Consider the following 18,227-nt stretch of genomic DNA (forward strand, 5'->3'; position numbering starts at 1 on the left):
ATAAAAAAAACTGCCATAATAGCTTATGGCAGTCGGACTATCATGTTGTATAACTATACAATTTAGACTCCAAAACTTTGCGTCCCACCTTTTCAAATGGTTTGCCTATATATAATTGTGATTAATTACCAACGTGTAAATAGATTCAATTTATAAATAAAAATAGCTAACAATATAAGATAATACTATTAGCTTTTATGCAGAGGACAAAAATGACTTTGGTTCATTACACAATCAGTCCTAAGTCCTATTTAATATTAAATTCGCCAAACTTTGATTAAATCCTTTTTTTTTAAAAAATTTCTAGTAAATTTGTCGCTTTAATAATATTTCTAGCTCTCCAAAGGGTATATCCTTATCTGTCCAGATTTTGAAGGCTACAATAGCCTGAAATAAAAGCATGTCTAAACCATAGTGAACCTGACAGCCAATTTCCTTTGCTTTTTTTAGAAGCTTAGTTTCATAGGGTTTATATATTAAATCACAGACTAACATATCTTTTTTAATTAAAAGGTCTTCCTCAAAAGGTATTGCATCCTCATTTGGACTCATACCTACAGGGGTGCAATTTATTAATACATCTATATCTTTAGATTTTAATTGAGAGGGTTCAATACATTCACTTATTGTTCCGCTAAAACTATATTTGTTTAGTCCATTAGAGATTTCAATTGCTTTGTTTATATTTCTATTACAAACAATTACATTGCATCTATATTCTTTTATTAAGGATACAATAATACTTCTAGCAGCACCACCAGCTCCTAAAATACAAATATTTTTTCCATTTAAATCAAAGCCTTTATTCTTTAGGCCATTAATAAATCCAATACCATCCGTATTATATCCAACTAATTTGCCATTTACATTCTTTATAGTGTTTACTGCCCCTATTAGTTTTGCTTCTTCTGTTAATTCATCTAAAAATGGTATTACACTAGTTTTATGTGGATATGTGACATTACAACCTATGTAGTTAAGTCCTTTTATCCCATAAACCGCTTCTTTAACTGAATTATCTTCTACATGATGGGCTAAGTAGACAGAATTTACATTATGTAATCCAAAGCCATAATTATGAATAAAAGGCGATAGACTGTAAATAACTGGATTGCCAATTAAACATACGGCTTTTGTTCCCCCATTTATATTTATCACTTTTTACCCTCCTTACGATGATTCTTTAAAACTATTCTTAATACATGTCTCTCGACTCTTCTCACTAAAGTTGTCCACCAAAACTCTTTACTTTCTATAGGTACAACTAATACTGTATATATTCCCATACGATTTCCACCTAAAATATCAGTAAAAATTTGGTCGCCAATTATAGCAGTACAATTAATATCTGTACCCATTTTAGTCATTGCTTTTCTAAAAGCACCTCTTCTAGGCTTGTTTGCCCTATGGATTGCTGGAAGTTTTAGCTCTTCGTTAAAGGTAACAACCCTATCCTCTGTATTATTTGATACTAGACAAACCTTAAAGCCTTCTTTCAAAAGATTAAGCAGCCATTTTTTTGTGTCCTCACTAGCATATTTAATATCCCATGCTACAAGAGTATTATCAATATCGATAATTAAGCCCTTAATATTGTTATCTTTTAATTTTTTCAAATCTATTTCAAAAATAGATTCTGCATACATTGCAGGAGTTAGTAACCTCATTAATTATCACCTCAGTTAGTATTTCTAAATGACTTATATCTCATTTTTCCTTCTTGCTTAATTTCATTTACTAATTGAATACTATCTTTTGCCGCATTTAATTCACGAATCATTGCAACTTCGCAGGATGGGCAATATTTATGATGAACTGATAAAAGCAAGCAACCACATCTTAAACACTCCATATTTAAATGCTCATTTGGTATTTCTACAAGTCTGCCATCTTTTACGAAGTTATTTGTAACATGTACTGGAATTCCTTCTCTTTGATAAATCTCATGGGCTGTTGCACCGGGAAACTCTTTTAAATATCCTTTTATTTTATCAAATATCTCTTCTATTTTTCCATAACATCTTTCACAATATTCATGAAGGGAGTTTTCGTGGATTATACTTTTACATTTTCTACATGTCCTTATATAATGCTTACTTAGTCTATTATTCATAAGCTTCACTTCCTTTATGAGATTTGGTTTTATTATATCATACTAATTGGTAATTTATATCTTCTAAGTTATTAATATGCCAATATAGTAAATGTTAACTATTGATTAATTTCCGAGGAAATGTTGTAATATCAACATTTATCTACATATTTACTTTCTGTTTTTATCTTTTGTTTATTATTTCGACAAAAAATAAAGCCATGGGACAAAATCCACGGCATCTTTAACCTATTTTTTATTTTTCAAAGGATTTCAAAAGCTTCTTGGTAGCCCTTTTCTCAATTCTTGATACATATGAACGGGAAATACCTAACATTTTTGCTATTTCTCGTTGTGTTTTGGCCCCCCCTTGACACATGCCATAACGCATTTCTATTACCATTCTCTCTCTCTTTTTTAATACCTTTTGCATATGTTGGTAAAGTTTCTTAACCTGAATTTTTAACTCTACTTCATTCAATACCTCATCTGTCTCTGTCCCAAGTACATCTATTAATGATATCTCATTACCTTCCCTATCTACACCAATTGGCTCTTGAAGTGAAACTTCAGTTTTGATTTTTTTACTAGCCCTTATAGTCATTAAAATTTCATTTTCTATGCATCTGGCAGCATAGGTAGCTAATCTAGTCCCTTTATTCCTATCAAATGTGGTTATTCCTTTAATTAAACCAATTGTACCAATAGATATTAAATCATCGATGTCAGATCCTATATTGCCATACTTTTTAACAATATGTGCTACCAATCTTAAATTTCTCTCCACAAGAATATTTCTAGCTTCCTCATCACCCTTTTCATATAATTCTAGATATTTATCTTCCTCTTCAGCTGTTAAGGGCTGAGGAAAGGATGTATTACTAGAAATATAAGATACTGCAACTATTATAGGATTAGCAATAATTGGTAACAAATTTCCCAACAGAGCAAGCATTCAACCATCTCCCCCTAGAAAACTAAACAAAAACTACATATTATTTTGATCACTTTAAATAATATGTAGTAAGTGAGAGATATGTGCATGTACTTGAAGAATTAAAATTTCAACACTTTGGACTTTTTTTATATAATTTTCTTTTCTATTATTTTATTTATTAACTCTTTGAATATCGGTACTGCAACTCTGCTTCCTGATTTCCCATCTTGAATAAATATAGTGATCGCATATTTAGGCTCATCTTTAGGGTAAAAACCAGTAAACCATGCATGTAAAACTTTTTCATTTCTATATGATGATTCGGCTGTTCCTGTTTTTCCAGCTGTTAAATCCTTTAAATCCCCTACTGTATTTCCAGTCCCATCTGTCATAACAACAGACATTAGCTTATGTAACTTAATCGCTACTTCCTCTGATAGAATTCGGGATTCCTCTTTATTTTCTAATTTTTCTATTATGTTTTTATTATCATCAACTATTTCCTTTACTAAGCTCAATGGTTTTTTAATACCATCATTTGCTATTATTTGGGTCATCTGATTAACCTGAATTGGTGTTATATCAATTGCACCCTGCCCAATGGAAATATTGCCTATGGATGGCCCTAATAATTGATCTCCTAAAGGTAATGTTCCAGCCTCTTCTTCTACAAGACCTATATTTGCCTTCTCTCCTAATCCAAGACGTTTTGCCATTTCTATTATATTCTCCGCACCTAGTCTTTTACCAATTTGAATAAATACAGAGTTACAGGATTTTGCAAATGCCGTTTCTATATTAATATCTCCATTGCCACCATTTAAATATGAAGTACACTTTATTTCATGATTTCCAATTAACTCAAATCCGCTACAGTGGAATAGCTCCTCTGGATCTACCAAACCCTTTTCTAATGCTTCTGCAGCTAAAACAATTTTAAAAATTGAACCTGGTGGAAAAGTCATTTGAATAGCTTTGTTATATAGTTCGTCCCCAGTGCTTTGCAAATGACTTCTTATATAGTTAGGATTGTAAGTTGGTCTGCTGGCTAGGGTCAATATTTCTCCTGTTTTGACATCTGATATAATAACTGAGCCTAGATGTCCTGCCTGATCTAAAATATCTTCTGTTATTTTCTGTAGTTCATAGTCAATTGTTAAACGGATACTACCTTTTTCCATTGGGTTATTTACTATTGTTAAGCCTTCACCTGGTAATATTCTTTTTCTTCCATCTAAAACTGCAATTACAGATCTATTTGGGGTTCCAGATAATAGATAATCATAGGCTCTCTCAAGGCCAGACAATCCTTTTTTATCAGTGTTGTGAATATAGCCTATTACATGAGAAAGAATTTGTTTATCCTCATATCTCATTATTTTGTCTATAACAAACACACCTCTAGTATCAATTAATCTTCTATCCTGCCAATTTACATTGTCATCCACTGGAAACTCTACTGGTGTACTTGCAACAGCAATTCTCCCCCTTATATATTCCTTTGATAAATTGGTAATCTCACTTAACAGTTCAATATTTTTATCAGAGGATAGAAAAAGATGAGGGAAAACTATTAAAAACTTTTTTTCAGTACGGTTTACTAATGGAACATTATTTCTATCAACTATTTCCCCTCTACCAATATCTATTGGTATCGTAAATAAGTTTTGTTTATTTACTTCATTAGTATAGAAATCATGTTGTATTACTTGTAAATAGAATAATCTCATTATTAAGGCGATGAAAATTGCAGTTGAAAAATAGCCTATAAACATAAGCTTTGGTACATGTTTATTATTTTTTCGTTCCTCTTCTTTTCTAATTTTGCGCATAAAAAAACCCCCATGTATTTTCTTTTAGTATTACCAAATACTAGGGGTTTAAACAAACATGTTTTAATTGTTAATTAACCTATAAAGCTCGTCAATAGCCTCCTCTTGCCCAATTGGATAATCCGGGATAATTGCTACTTCTTCATCCTTTTCTACGTCAGGCCTAGAAAAATATTTATAGGTTAAGGTTACAGGTAATTTACTGTTTGGTAATTGAAAAAGTAGGATATCTCCATAGGTAGAAGGTTTATTTCCCGAGGGCTCTCCAATCACTTTACCTAAATTATTATCTCTAATGTATGCTGTAAACATTGTTGCGGAGCTAAATGTAGTATTTGAAGTTAACAAATACACATCTCCTGAAAATATAAGGTCTTTATATTGCTTGTTTTTTGTTTCCTTTGGTTTTCTTTCTATAACCCAAGATCTAAGCCTAACTTTACTACCATAATTTTTATAGCTTTCTACAGGCAAATATTTAATAAATTCATTAGCAACCATTGAATTACCACCACCATTTTCTCTTAAATCAATGGCTATAATATTAATATTATGTTTTTTTACTTCACTAAAAAAACCTCTAAGTTTAATTTTATATTCATCACTATATATGCAGCTATTTAATGTGAGTATACCTACGCCTTTTTCTTTATCTAGTTTATATGAAATAAAGTCATTATCTAAGTAATTACTCTCTTTTATTTCATTAAATAGGTATTTTTCTACTTCCTCTCTACCATTATTACTAAATACTATTTCAACCTCTTCATTTACATTAATACCTAACCAATTAAGTTGATTTTTTCTCCTTAAATAATTAACAAAATTATATTTTGCAAAATATTCATTTTCAAAGGAAAATTGGGATAGAAATCTTTGATATAACTCTTCAAGCTTGATGCCCTCAATAGCTATTAGCTCTTGGCCATCTCTATGTCCCCCAATAACTTTTAAACTGCTATCATCAAAGGTAAAATTCAGATCAATCTCCATATTTTTATGCCCATAATAATAGATGTTTGCGTGGGCATCATTTAATTTGTTTGCTATTCTTGAAGCAGCAATCCACACATCTACTACCCTAGGACTGTCATTCAAGTTATTAATTTCATATTCCAATTGCTTTTGTATTTCACCCGTTACCCCTTTAGCAGTGGAAACATGATGCTTAGTTATTTTATCCACTAGATAATTTAAATCATCTACAGCCAGGCTTTTATCAATTTCTTGTTCGTATAATAAACTTGTTTCTACCTTATCCCAACCTATAGTTTCCCTATAGGGATTAACATAATAGCTTAAACCAACAATAATTAATATTAAAAGAATTACAATTTTAAGAATCTTAGACTTTAATATTTTTTTTAACATTATTACTCCTTTCAAAAACTAATGATTATATAATGTTTATTATTCATTTATAAGCATATTGCAATTATTTTTAAATGTTTATAAAAGGCTAGTTTATATGTATCTGCCTAGTTTTTAGTTAAAAACTTTGTAGCATCCTCTTTTTTTAGAGGTCTGCTAAATAGATAGCCTTGCAGAAAATCACTTTCACCTTTTTTAAGTATTGAGTACTCATCTTCATCCTCTACTCCCTCTATGACTACCTTTAGATTCAATGTATGAGCTAAAAACACAATCCCTTCAAGAAACTGATTATTTTTAAAGTTGATAAACTTGTCTTTGAAATTTTTATCAATCTTAATTTTGTCAACAGGCATATAAGTTAAGTAGTTTAATGAGGAATAATTAGTACCAAAGTCATCTAATGAAATAGTTATTCCCAGGTCCTTTATTCTCTGAAGAGTTACAATATTTGAGTCTCCATTCTCTATTAATACATTCTCGGTTATTTCGATTTCAATCAACGAAGGATCAATATTGTTAATTTTCAACTGACTCTCTAGAAATTCAACTAGGTTTCCATCATAAATTTGTTTAGGGGACAAATTTACAGCAATTGGTTTAAGATTATATCCATTTATCTTCCAATTCTTTAATTGTTCAATAACTTCTTTAATTACCCATCTACCTATTTGAATTATAAGTCCTGTTCTTTCAGCAATTGATATAAATTGATTTGGCATTAGCTTAGGTTCAGACATTCTAATAAGCGCTTCAAAGGATGAGGTTTCACCTGTACTTTTATCTATAATAGGTTGATACTCGATGAAAAACCACTCATTATCTAAGGCAGATCTAATTAACTGCTCTATTCTAATTTTTTCATTAAACTCAAATAGCATAGACTCATCAAAGATAGAAAATTTGTTTTTACCAGAATTCTTTGCACTATACATAGCTATATCCACTTTTATTAGTAAATCCTCAACAGTGGCTCCATGTTCTGGAAAGAATACTACACCAATACTTAAACTTATTTGATTATTAATAGCATCAATGTTATTAAAACATTCAACTACTAGCTCAATACAAGGTGTTATTTCTCTTTTAGTTACAATATTATCGAAAATAATTATAAATTCATCCCCGCCTATACGATAGGCCCTAGCAAAATTCGGTAAATCCGATTGTAATTGACTAGAGAAATATTGTAATACATTATCACCATATATATGACCCATAGAGTCATTAATATTTTTGAAATCATCTATGTCCACAAGTAGAATGGTTCCTTCACTTTCGCTTTCTAGCTTATCTTCGAGTAACTCAATAAATTTTCTTCTATTATAAAGTCCCGTTAAGGAATCATGATCAGCGAGAAATTGGATATGTTTCTCTTTTAGTTTTACCTCGTTTAGTTTGTTTTTAAGCTGTTTCTGACTTGCTGTTAGTTGGTCTATCGTATGTTCTAAATGTATATTCATTAAATATAGTGTTTCTTTATTTTCATATAGCTTCCTAAGGGCTAAATAGGTAAGTAGAGAGGCAATAAACCCAACGATTAAAAGCATATATTCTAGAATAGTTTTTACTCCCCAACCCCTTTTAGGTGCAATAGACATATATATTTCTGATTCATATAAATTAACAGTTTCATATATTCTATAGTTCAAATTTCTATCTACATTACTCCAAATTGTCTTTTTACCACCATTTACTACATCATATATAAATAACTCTAAATAGTTATTATTACTTAATTTTTCAATTCCACTATAGGTTAACACCTTGTCGTAGTCAAAAACAATCGAAACCTGACCTAAATAACCAGAGCTAACAATTACAGGTACTCTTATTATCATACCTGTACCACCTTGCACTAGGTCAACCGGTGCAGATAATACTGACTTACCACGATTTTTTGCATATAAGATTGAAGGTAGCTGCTCTGGCACCTCCGATAAATCCCATCCAATAGCATGCTTATATTCTTCATATGGATATATGTGAGTTATAGTTGTATCACTTATATAGGATACATTTTTAACTACGTCATTAACTGAATAATATATTCCCTCAGCAAAGCTCTCATATTGTTCTTGAGTAAAGTTTTTGTTTATTTCAGCAAAAGCTATAATACCATTTACAGTTGTTATTCTGGATGTAATGATACTTTCTAAATTGCTTTTAACTACTATAAGTTCATCTTTTAGCTTATTTCTTTCAAATATATCCGCCCTATTATTTTCTAACATACTAGCGAGATAAAAAAGTAACAGAACTATTAAGGCACTCACTATGGGGACAACATTTTTCTTATTCCCTTTAAACATTAAACCACCCTTTTTTATGCTAATTATCCAAATCCATCCTATTTGCCTGTTTATTATATACTAATAGGACAATTTATTCCATCTATTTGTCGTAAATTGTATATATTTTATTATGTTTTTTCAAAATAAAAAAGCTCGCTCAAATATAGATTAAATATGTTGAGCCAGCTTTTTTATTATTAATTTTATTTAGCTTTTCCTATTGTTAATTATATCTTGAATCTTGGTTACCATTATATCAATTGCTACTTTATTGTCTCCACCCTCAGGAATTATAATGTCAGCATATTTTTTATTTGGCTCAACAAACTGTAGATGGGCAGGGCGGACAGTTGTGAGATATTGATTAATTATAGAGTTTAAGTCTCTTCCCCTGTGATTTATATCTCTTACTATTCTTCTAATTATCCTTACATCTGCATCTGTATCAACAAATATTTTTATATCTAGCATAGAACGTAGAGTCGGCTCATCTAAAAGCATTATACCCTCTAGAATTATAATATCTTTCGGTTCAACTAATTCTGTTTCCGTTTTCCGCGTGTGACTCTCAAAATCATAGATTGGTTTATTAATTGGTTTTCCTTCTAATAAATTATTCAGATGTTCAATTAATAACAGTGTATCAAAAGCTAAAGGATGATCATAATTTGTTTTAATCCTATCTTCAAAAGTCATATGAGACTGATCTTTATAGTAAGAGTCTTGTTCAATTACAGTTATATTCTTCTTTGGTAAGCATCTATGAATAGCCCTGGCAACTGTACTCTTTCCCGACCCTGTCCCCCCTGTAATACCTATAAGAATCGGCTTAGACATTATTAATCATCCTTTCTTTCTTTTCTCAGTATATAATATGGCTCTATATCAAAAGGAATTTTCATCTTTACTATTTGCTGTGGATGAGGTGCAACTTCAATTTCATTACCCTCTTCATCCCAAATCTGTTCAATTTTCATATTAATAATTTCTTCCTTAGGACTTAGTATCTCTATATTATCGCCTTTAAAGAAACGATTTCTTTGCTCAATAGTAGCAATTTTACTTAAGCTATCATAATCCTTGACTAACCCAATAAAGGAATAGTCCCTTATGTAGGATTTCTCACTGTAAATGTGTTCCTTTGGGCCTGGTTTTTCTAAATAAAAGCCCGTAGTGAAATCCCTATGACTTGCAGTTTTTATTTCACTTAACCATTCTTCCTTGCATGTCCAATTTTTTGGGTCTTTATAATATGAATCTAAAGCCATTCTATAGGCTCTAACTATTGTGGCTACATAATAAGTGGTTTTCATTCTACCTTCTATTTTTAAGGAGGTAATTCCTGACTCAATTATTTCAGGAACATATTCAATCATACATAGGTCTTTAGAGTTCATAAAATACGTTCCCTTTTCATCTTCAAAAACCTGCATATATTCCCCTGGCCTTTTTTCTTCAACTAAATAATAGTTCCATCTACAGGGTTGTGCGCACTCACCTCTATTTGCATCCCTGTCTGCCATATAATTACTTAATAAACATCTTCCAGAATATGAAATGCACATTGCTCCATGAATAAAGGCCTCCAAATCCACCGACTTATTTACCTTTTCACTTATTTCTTTTATTTCATTAAATGATAATTCCCTAGCTAATACAACTCTTTTTGCACCCATTTGGTGCCAAAAGTTAACTGTTAAATAATTTGTATTATTAGCTTGAGTACTTATATGTATTTCCATATTAGGTAGAGTCTCTTTAACTAATGAAAAGGTACCTGGATCTGAAACTATAATAGCATCAACACCTATTTCATCTAAAGCCTTTAAATAATCCGGTAGTTCCTTTAAGTCTTCATTGTGTGGAATAATATTTGCAGTAATAAATATCTTTTTTCCTCTTTCATGGGCAAATTTAACCCCTTCTGCTAATTCCTCTAAGGTAAAATTTTTAGCTGCAGCACGCATACCAAATATTTGACCCCCAACATAAACTGCATCCGCACCATACATTATGGCAATTTTAAGTCTTTCAAGATCTCCAGCCGGTGCTAATAATTCAACTGCCCTCATATCTATACCTCCCGCTTCTTATAGCTTATGGCTACTCCATCTCCAATTGGTATTATAGTCGTATCTAGATGAGGATGATTACAAATGTAGTCTAAATATTGTCTCATCCTATTCACTATTGTCCTTTTTCTTCTAATTACTAACTCATCAGTTGCAACCATGCCTTTAAATAAAATATTATCAGAAATTATAATTCCACCAACTTTTAATAACCTTAAGCAATTATCTAAAAAGTCATTATATTGCCCCTTAGCTCCATCTAAAAATATTATATCAAATTCACCTTCTAAATACTTTAATACCTCTTGAGCATCATCTTGAATAATTTTTATTTGATTTTCTAAATTATTTTTTTTTATATTCTCTTTTGCAACCTCTATCATATTTTCATTTCGTTCAATAGTCGTGACATGTCCATCTTTACCCATAGCAAAGGCAAATATCGATGTGGAGTAGGCTATGGCAGTACCTACTTCAAGCACTCGTTTTGCATTAACTGCTTTAGTTAAAACTTCAATTAATGCTGCCACTTCCTTTTGAACAATAGGCACATGATTTTCCGATGCGTATTCCTCCATATCCTTCATTAAACCTTCTCTATCTTTTAAAGTTGATCTTATATAACTTTCAATATAATCTTGTGTAATATAATTCAAGGTTTACACCTCCATAATAAAATATGTACGAATTTAAAAGCCACCTTATAAATAAGGTGGTTTTTAGATTATACTTCCATAATTACAGGTAATATCATTGGTCTTCTCTTAGTTTTTTCATATAGGAAGTTCTTTAAACTATCTCTTATAGTGTTCTTTAAAGCTGCCCATTCTCTAATGTTTTGTTGTTCACATTGAATTAATGCAGTTTTAACAACCTGTTTAGCCTCATCTATTAAATCTTCGGATTCTCTTACATATACAAATCCTCTAGAAATAATATCTGGACCCGCAGCTATTTTTCCATTTTCTCTATTTATTGTAACTACAACTACCATCAATCCATCTTCTGATAAATGTTTTCTATCCCTTAATACAATATTACCTACATCTCCAACACCTAGACCATCCACAAGTATTCTACCCGCTGGTACACTACCTGCAATTCTTGCCCCGTCTTTCGATAGTTCAAGTACAGAACCATTTTGCATAGTAAATATATTTTCTTTACTCATACCTAAGTCTTCAGCTAATTTGCCATGTTGTTTTAGATGTCTAAACTCTCCATGTACGGGCATAAAATATTGAGGCTTTACAAGTCTATGCATTAATTTAAGCTCCTCTTGGCATGCATGGCCAGATACGTGAACTTCTGCTAAGCTTTCATAAATTACATCTGCACCTTTTTCAAATAACTGATTTATAACTCTAGTTACTGATTTTTCATTTCCAGGAATAGGAGTTGCAGAAATTACAACCTTATCCCCAGGACGTATTTCAAGCTTTCTGTGATCTGCACTAGCCATTCTTGATAATGCAGCCATTGGCTCCCCTTGACTACCTGTTGTAATTAATACTATTTCATTATCATTATATCTATCCATATCATTAATATCTATCAACATACCATCCGGTATATCTATTGCTCCTAATTCCTGAGCAACAGATATAACGTTAACCATACTTCTACCTGAAATAACTATTTTTCTATTAAACTTAAATGCAGCATCTACAATTTGCTGAATCCTATGAACATTTGAAGCAAATGTTGCAACAATTATTCTACTATTAGAATTTCTAAATACATTTTCAAAAGTAATTCCTACATTTCTTTCCGACATTGTTGTTCCTGGTCTTTCAACATTAGTTGAATCTGCTAGCATTAATAGAACACCTTTTTGTCCAAGCTCTGCTATTTTGTGTAAATCTATCATTTGGTCGTTAATTGGTGTATAGTCAATTTTAAAATCACCTGTGTGAAAGATTACACCCAAGGATGTATGTATAGCTATCGCACATGAGTCAGGTATACTATGACTCGTTCTAATAAACTCTACATTAAAAGCACCTAAGGACACAATATCACCAAAATTTACTCTTTGCAAATGTACATCTGTCATTTTATGCTCTTTAAGCTTATGATCTACTAAGCCAAGAGTTAATCTAGTACCATAAACCGGTACATTTAATTTCTTTAATACATATGGTAAGGCACCGATATGATCCTCATGACCATGGGTTAATACAATACCTTGTATTCTATCTTTATTCTTTAATACATATGAAATATCAGGTATAACTATATCTATTCCTAACATTTCATCTTCAGGAAAGCTTAAACCGCAATCAATAATTAAGATTTCATCCTTATATTCAATTGCTGTCATATTTTTTCCTATTTCATTAAGCCCTCCAAGAGGTATTACTTTTACTTTAGCTGGTTTCCTGCCCAAATTTATTCACTCCTTTTAATAATAAGTCCGTTCATAATATATATATAAATACATTATTTTCAAATTCAACACCTCACATATTGTACCATATTAGTTATTTATTGCAATAGCTTTATTTCTACAATATAGAGGTAAAAATAACAATTTCATTTTAACTTCTTTTGATTCTACTAATACATTATGTATTTTAACCCAAATGGAAACTTTTTAAAAGTGTTGCACAAAAAAATAAAAAAGCCTTGAGAAATAACCAAGGCTAACAGCATTTAGAACACTCTCCGAAAAACTTAACTTTATGATCGTTAATTTTAAAGTTATATACCTTTTCAATCTCTTCTTCTAGATGCTCTAACAAATCAATTTCTACTTCTATAATGTCACCACATTTTTGACAAATAAGATGATGATGTTGATGATCATCCTCATGATTATTAAGTTCATAACGACTGCAGCCATCATCTAAACTCATTTTAGATATTACAGATATTTCGTCCAGTAATTGCAGGGTTCTATAAACTGTAGCTAAACCAATTTCAGGACAATCTACTTTCACTAAATCATAAATTTCTTCAGTACTTAAATGCTTACCTTGATTGTTAATAATCACCTCAAGTGTAGCTCTTCTTTGAGGTGTTAATTTAAAACCTTTTTCTTTAAGTTTGTCTTTAACTTTTTCTAATTGATTTTCCATTACTCACACCCACTATTCTCAATTAAAATAACTTTTCACTTAAAGTATAGCATAATATAGCCATTTGTCAACAATTATTAATTAATAATATAAAAGATGGACATAAATGTCCATCAATCATATATAAAGATTATTATTCTTCCTCAGCTTCGTCCATTTCGTCAAGAATTGTTTCATATGCAGCTACAACATTATCATATTCTTCATCGTTTTCGATAGCTTCTAAAGTGAATTCACCTTGCTCATCTTCAACTACTTTAAATATATAAGCATCTTCATCTTCATCAGCACCTACTGGAAGTAGAATTGCATACTCTTGTTCTGAAACTTCTAAAGTCATTATTACTTCAAAATCCTGCTCTACCCCATCTTCATCTACTAGGGTTACTATATCTTCTCTTTCTTCCATGTTATTAAAACTCCTTTCAATATAAACTTAGTTGTATTATATACTAAAATAAACTAAAAAACACTATTTTTGTAAATATAATTATATTTTTCTATCTAAAAAACCCTGTAATATATATACAGCTGCCATTTTATCTATTACTTGTTTCCTTTTCTTTCTACTTACATCTGCGCTAATTAGAGATCTTTCTGCAGCCACAGTACTTAATCTTTCATCCCAAAGCTCAACCTTAATATTAAATTTTATCTTAAGCTCCTCACAAAATTCTAAAACCTTTTCACCCTGAGGTCCAATAGTACCGTTCATATTTTTCGGTAATCCTACAACTATTGTATCTACATCATTACTATTTATTATTTCCTCTAACTCTTTAAAATCCTCTTTCTTATTTTTCCTAAATATCGTTTTTAATCCTTGAGCTGTCCAGCCAAGTAAATCACTTAAAGCTACTCCAATTGTCTTATCTCCAACGTCTAAACCCATTTTCCTTCCCATTTATACCCTCCTAAATTACCTTTAAACAGAACTGCGGACAATATTTAGAGCAATATCCACAAAGAACACATTTATTATGGTCTACTTTTAATTCGTCTTCTTCTATAATTAATGCACCATGTCTACATGCTTTAATACAATTTCCACATTGCTCGCACCAATCATGAATAATTAATTTCCTTGTCTTTTGCATTAACCTAATCATTATATCACTATCTACTGACCTATTGTTAACAATATTAACATTTACATCAATTTCTTCCATAGATTGCATTCCAATTGCAATTGAATGCAAATACTTTTGTGCCAAAATAAAGCCAAAGGACTCTTTAAACTTTTTTATTAAATGACCTCCACCTAAAGGCTTCATGCCATATATTCCTTTACCCATATTATATCCTTCATTGAGCACACTAATCATACTTTCTATTGTGCCATCTTGTATTCCTAAGCCTGACATATTAACAATTGGGTGCAATATTTCTATTTCTTTAATTTTTAATGATGCTTTAACTGCTGCAATAGTATGTGATGATATGCCTAAAGCTCGAATATAGCCTTTTTCTTTCATTTTTAGAAAGTATTCAAAAGCCTCTACATGTCCCCTTAAAGTATGTTCACTTTCCTGTTCATGAAGTAAGAAAATATCAATATAGTCCGTATTCATTTCTTTTAAAGCTTTAGATAAACTTTTTTCAGCCGTATTATAGTCATAAGAATAGGATTTAGTTGCGATTACATATTCTTCTCTTTTAATTTCCTTTAAGGCATACTTAATATGCTCATATGTACCATAAAGCTCAGCCGTATCTACGAAGTTTATTCCTTTTTCATAGCCATGTATTAAAAGCTTTCCACCTTCCTCAGGTGACATATTAACTTGTAATGGACCCATTGTTAAGCTTCCAAAACATAGCTTTGAAACATTTATTCCTGAATTACCTAAAGCATATCTTTCCAAAATTTGTTCACCTCAACCTAAATATAGCTGAGTGTTAACTCAGCTACCAACTTTACATAACGTTATTATAGTAAATTAATTAACAAATTTCTTACTATCACTTATAATTAAATAAAGAATTGTAGTAGTAAGGAACATCATTATAGTTGCAGCAGCGACTATTCCCGAATCATTTACTAAAAATGCAACCTTTGATCCTAGTACAATACTGCCTAGACCTATAGTTATATTAGGATATTCATTTGCTAATTTTTTAAATATCCCGATTGGATGATAGAATATAACCGCTAATATAACCATTGCTATTAATAATACTCTACTCCAAACTGTTACACTCATTATTCTTAAATTCATCGTAATCTTTCTTTTAATAATTTGAAAAATAACAATTGGTCCATTATCCGCTATTTGACCTAAAGCCTTAGCTAAATGAGATTTATTTTGTGATACAAATATATCAAATAATGCGATAATCGATAGTATCGTTACTACAGAAAACAAAATAAATAACACTTTTTTAACACCGATTTTTTTCTTTGAAAATCGCATAACCGCAAATATAAATACAGCTGAAGCAGTAATTGTACCTCCAACATTGGCTCCCCATATAGGAAATCCTATAGCAAGTAAAACAATAATAAATATTGGAGTTATATATTTGTAGTTAAATCTATAGTAGTCTAACAAACTAGCAGTAAATATTAATGTAGCACCTATCAATATGCCCATATACTCGTTGCCTAAACCATAGTATCTAGCTCCTATAATCGGATCGTATCCAAAAATCGAACCTTTTATTAAGGGCTGTCCTAAAACTAAATCTATAACCAGAGCTGTCATAACAGTACCAGTAATGTAAATTACATATTTTAATGGCTCACACTTTGCAAGTGCACAGCATATTAAAACTATTAAGATAGTCAAAAATATTATCACTGTATACAAACTTACTATACCCATCGGTCCAAATAAGGATAAAATCAAAAGTGTAAATGGGAAAACAAGAGCACATAGTAATGCATATGCAAGCCATTTATTTATCGAATTTAATTTAAATTTATTTTTTAGCAAAATTGCCACAACTGTTATAACTGAAATTAGCATTTGTAATACTGCATAGGTATATAAAACCCTATATCTATGTATAGAGGTGGATAACAATTTACTATTTAAATCTATTAAATAATTATAATTATTTTTTAAGCTTACAGTATCTATTGGATTTCCAACCATACGACTGGGTTCTACATTGAAGGAATTTAAAATCGTAGGCCCTATATCCACATTCCCTACAATGCCATTTCTTCTTGTTGTACTGGAATATAGGACACCTGGATCTATATTAGCTCCATAATATATTACCGGTGTTAATCTATCACCTAAAGAAAATTTTTCTTCAGCTGGAAATGGAGTTATAATCATAAGTTGAGATTTTTTAAAATCAATCTCATTTACTAGGTTTCCTATAAAGCTATCTACTTCGTTAAGTATCTTACTTTTATGATATAGATACATCACATTATTTAGATTTTCCTTATACTTTTCTAACCTATTTATATCCCCTGTCTCTATTACAATTAAATCAGAGCTTTCATAATAGCTTTTAAATATTTTTAATACTTCTTCATAATTAGTTCTAATACCAAAGGAACTTAAAGGATCTTTTTCAATAACATTATCAATTTCACCATAAGTTATATATCCTTTATTATTCATAAGAATAAGTCCTGCTGGATTGTAATCAGTAGCATCCGTATTGCTGTTACCAATTAGTACTGATTTTAAGCCCTCTTTGTCTAAAAGATCGCCAAGTATACCAGGTGTAGCCCCATATTCCCCTTCTTTATTTAAATCAATTAAGCTATTTATATCTAAATTAATAATTCCTTCCCCAATAACATTACCTGTTCTTCTTTCATAAATTAACTTATTTTCGTCATTAACTTTATGAAATATTGAAGAGGTACTATCGGCTTCAGCTCTTACTCCCCAGCCAATAGTGGCATAGGATTTAGTTTCGTGCTGAGCCCCAGGACCTCTTGTATTCATTAGACCAATTGACCCATTGTCAATTAAAGCTCTAATATTAGGTAAATTAGCAATATCATCAAAATGAGTGCGATTAACTAAAACTAATATAAACTTATTATTTATAGCATAAGAATCTAATTTAAAACTAAGAAGAATAGACGTAATAACTATTACAGCGACAATAATTGTGCATAGACATTTACAGGCTTTATTCAAAATTATTCTCTCCTATGATTTTCTAAATAATACTTAATTAACTCCTCTAATAATTCATCTCTTTCAATCTTTCGTATAACACTTCTTGCATTGTTATAACTAGTAATATATGTAGGATCCCCAGATAAAATGTATCCAATAATTTGATTTATAGAATTATAGCCCTTTTCTTCTAAAGCAGCGTAAACTTCTAAAATAATTTCTTGTACCTTTTTATCCTTGTCCATATCAACGCTAAATTTCATTGTATCATTAAACTTATTAGACATATGTATTTCCCCTTTCTTCTATTTTTATACTTATTTTATCACAAGGTTGAAATTATCTCTATCATATAAAATGAAAAGAGCATGAAAAATCATGCCGCTCTACAAAACATATCTAAACTTATTTAAAGTTAGACAAAAAATCCACTCAAATAAATTCGCCAATACACT

General features: G+C 30.6%; 17 protein-coding genes and 1 riboswitch. All 17 genes read right to left on the reverse strand.

Features of this window, described 5'->3' with window-relative positions; genetic code table 11:
* Positions 1-24: 24 nt before the first annotated feature.
* A riboswitch (cyclic di-GMP riboswitch) is annotated at positions 25-116 on the reverse strand.
* Between the two features lie 187 nt (positions 117-303).
* A complete protein-coding gene (gene aroE, locus HZR23_RS13705; RefSeq protein ID WP_132849039.1) occupies positions 304-1,158 on the reverse strand; it encodes a shikimate dehydrogenase in 855 nt (284 codons plus the stop codon).
* Entirely contained in the window at positions 1,155-1,667 is a 513-nt protein-coding gene (locus HZR23_RS13710) for a YqeG family HAD IIIA-type phosphatase (RefSeq protein WP_132849038.1), read from the reverse strand. The genes aroE and HZR23_RS13710 overlap by 4 nt, the downstream gene beginning before the upstream one ends.
* A gap of 11 nt (positions 1,668-1,678) precedes the next feature.
* Entirely contained in the window at positions 1,679-2,113 is a 435-nt protein-coding gene (locus HZR23_RS13715) for a hypothetical protein (protein WP_132849037.1), read from the reverse strand.
* A 235-nt stretch (positions 2,114-2,348) separates the two neighbouring features.
* Positions 2,349-3,047, reverse strand: coding sequence for an RNA polymerase sporulation sigma factor SigK (gene sigK / locus HZR23_RS13720; RefSeq protein WP_207667905.1), 699 nt, complete (start codon positions 3,045-3,047; stop codon positions 2,349-2,351).
* A gap of 128 nt (positions 3,048-3,175) precedes the next feature.
* Positions 3,176-4,861, reverse strand: coding sequence for a peptidoglycan D,D-transpeptidase FtsI family protein (locus HZR23_RS13725; protein ID WP_132849036.1), 1,686 nt, complete (start codon positions 4,859-4,861; stop codon positions 3,176-3,178).
* A 63-nt stretch (positions 4,862-4,924) separates the two neighbouring features.
* The gene (locus tag HZR23_RS13730) at positions 4,925-6,232 is read right to left on the reverse strand and encodes a S41 family peptidase (protein ID WP_132849035.1); all 1,308 of its coding nucleotides are present in this window, start codon (positions 6,230-6,232) and stop codon (positions 4,925-4,927) included.
* Positions 6,233-6,339: 107 nt separating this feature from the next.
* Positions 6,340-8,544 carry a bifunctional diguanylate cyclase/phosphodiesterase gene (locus HZR23_RS13735; RefSeq protein WP_132849034.1) on the reverse strand — a complete coding sequence of 735 codons (2,205 nt, stop codon included), beginning with the start codon at positions 8,542-8,544 and terminating at the stop codon, positions 6,340-6,342.
* Between the two features lie 189 nt (positions 8,545-8,733).
* The gene (udk, locus tag HZR23_RS13740) at positions 8,734-9,363 is read right to left on the reverse strand and encodes a uridine kinase (protein WP_132849033.1); all 630 of its coding nucleotides are present in this window, start codon (positions 9,361-9,363) and stop codon (positions 8,734-8,736) included.
* Between the two features lie 2 nt (positions 9,364-9,365).
* Positions 9,366-10,598, reverse strand: a complete 1,233-nt coding sequence (locus tag HZR23_RS13745; protein WP_132849032.1) for a peptidase U32 family protein — start codon at positions 10,596-10,598, stop codon at positions 9,366-9,368.
* A gap of 2 nt (positions 10,599-10,600) precedes the next feature.
* A complete protein-coding gene (locus HZR23_RS13750) occupies positions 10,601-11,254 on the reverse strand; it encodes an O-methyltransferase (RefSeq protein ID WP_132849031.1) in 654 nt (217 codons plus the stop codon).
* A gap of 68 nt (positions 11,255-11,322) precedes the next feature.
* Positions 11,323-12,987, reverse strand: a complete 1,665-nt coding sequence (locus HZR23_RS13755; protein WP_132849030.1) for a ribonuclease J — start codon at positions 12,985-12,987, stop codon at positions 11,323-11,325.
* A 256-nt stretch (positions 12,988-13,243) separates the two neighbouring features.
* Positions 13,244-13,678: a Fur family transcriptional regulator gene (locus HZR23_RS13760; protein WP_132849029.1), complete on the reverse strand. Its 435-nt coding sequence runs from the start codon at positions 13,676-13,678 to the stop codon at positions 13,244-13,246.
* A gap of 133 nt (positions 13,679-13,811) precedes the next feature.
* Positions 13,812-14,087, reverse strand: a complete 276-nt coding sequence (locus tag HZR23_RS13765) for a DUF1292 domain-containing protein (protein WP_132849028.1) — start codon at positions 14,085-14,087, stop codon at positions 13,812-13,814.
* An 81-nt stretch (positions 14,088-14,168) separates the two neighbouring features.
* Positions 14,169-14,582 (reverse strand): Holliday junction resolvase RuvX, encoded by a 414-nt coding sequence (gene ruvX, locus HZR23_RS13770; protein ID WP_132849027.1) that lies wholly within the window; start codon positions 14,580-14,582, stop codon positions 14,169-14,171.
* Between the two features lie 10 nt (positions 14,583-14,592).
* Positions 14,593-15,543 carry an aldo/keto reductase gene (locus HZR23_RS13775; protein WP_132849026.1) on the reverse strand — a complete coding sequence of 317 codons (951 nt, stop codon included), beginning with the start codon at positions 15,541-15,543 and terminating at the stop codon, positions 14,593-14,595.
* Positions 15,544-15,618: 75 nt separating this feature from the next.
* Positions 15,619-17,790 carry a hypothetical protein gene (locus HZR23_RS13780; protein WP_132849025.1) on the reverse strand — a complete coding sequence of 724 codons (2,172 nt, stop codon included), beginning with the start codon at positions 17,788-17,790 and terminating at the stop codon, positions 15,619-15,621.
* A gap of 2 nt (positions 17,791-17,792) precedes the next feature.
* Positions 17,793-18,059, reverse strand: a complete 267-nt coding sequence (locus tag HZR23_RS13785) for an IreB family regulatory phosphoprotein (RefSeq protein ID WP_132849024.1) — start codon at positions 18,057-18,059, stop codon at positions 17,793-17,795.
* Between the last annotated feature and the right edge of the window lie 168 nt (positions 18,060-18,227).

The organism is Serpentinicella alkaliphila (assembly GCF_018141405.1).
Lineage (GTDB): Bacteria > Bacillota > Clostridia > Peptostreptococcales > Natronincolaceae > Serpentinicella > Serpentinicella alkaliphila.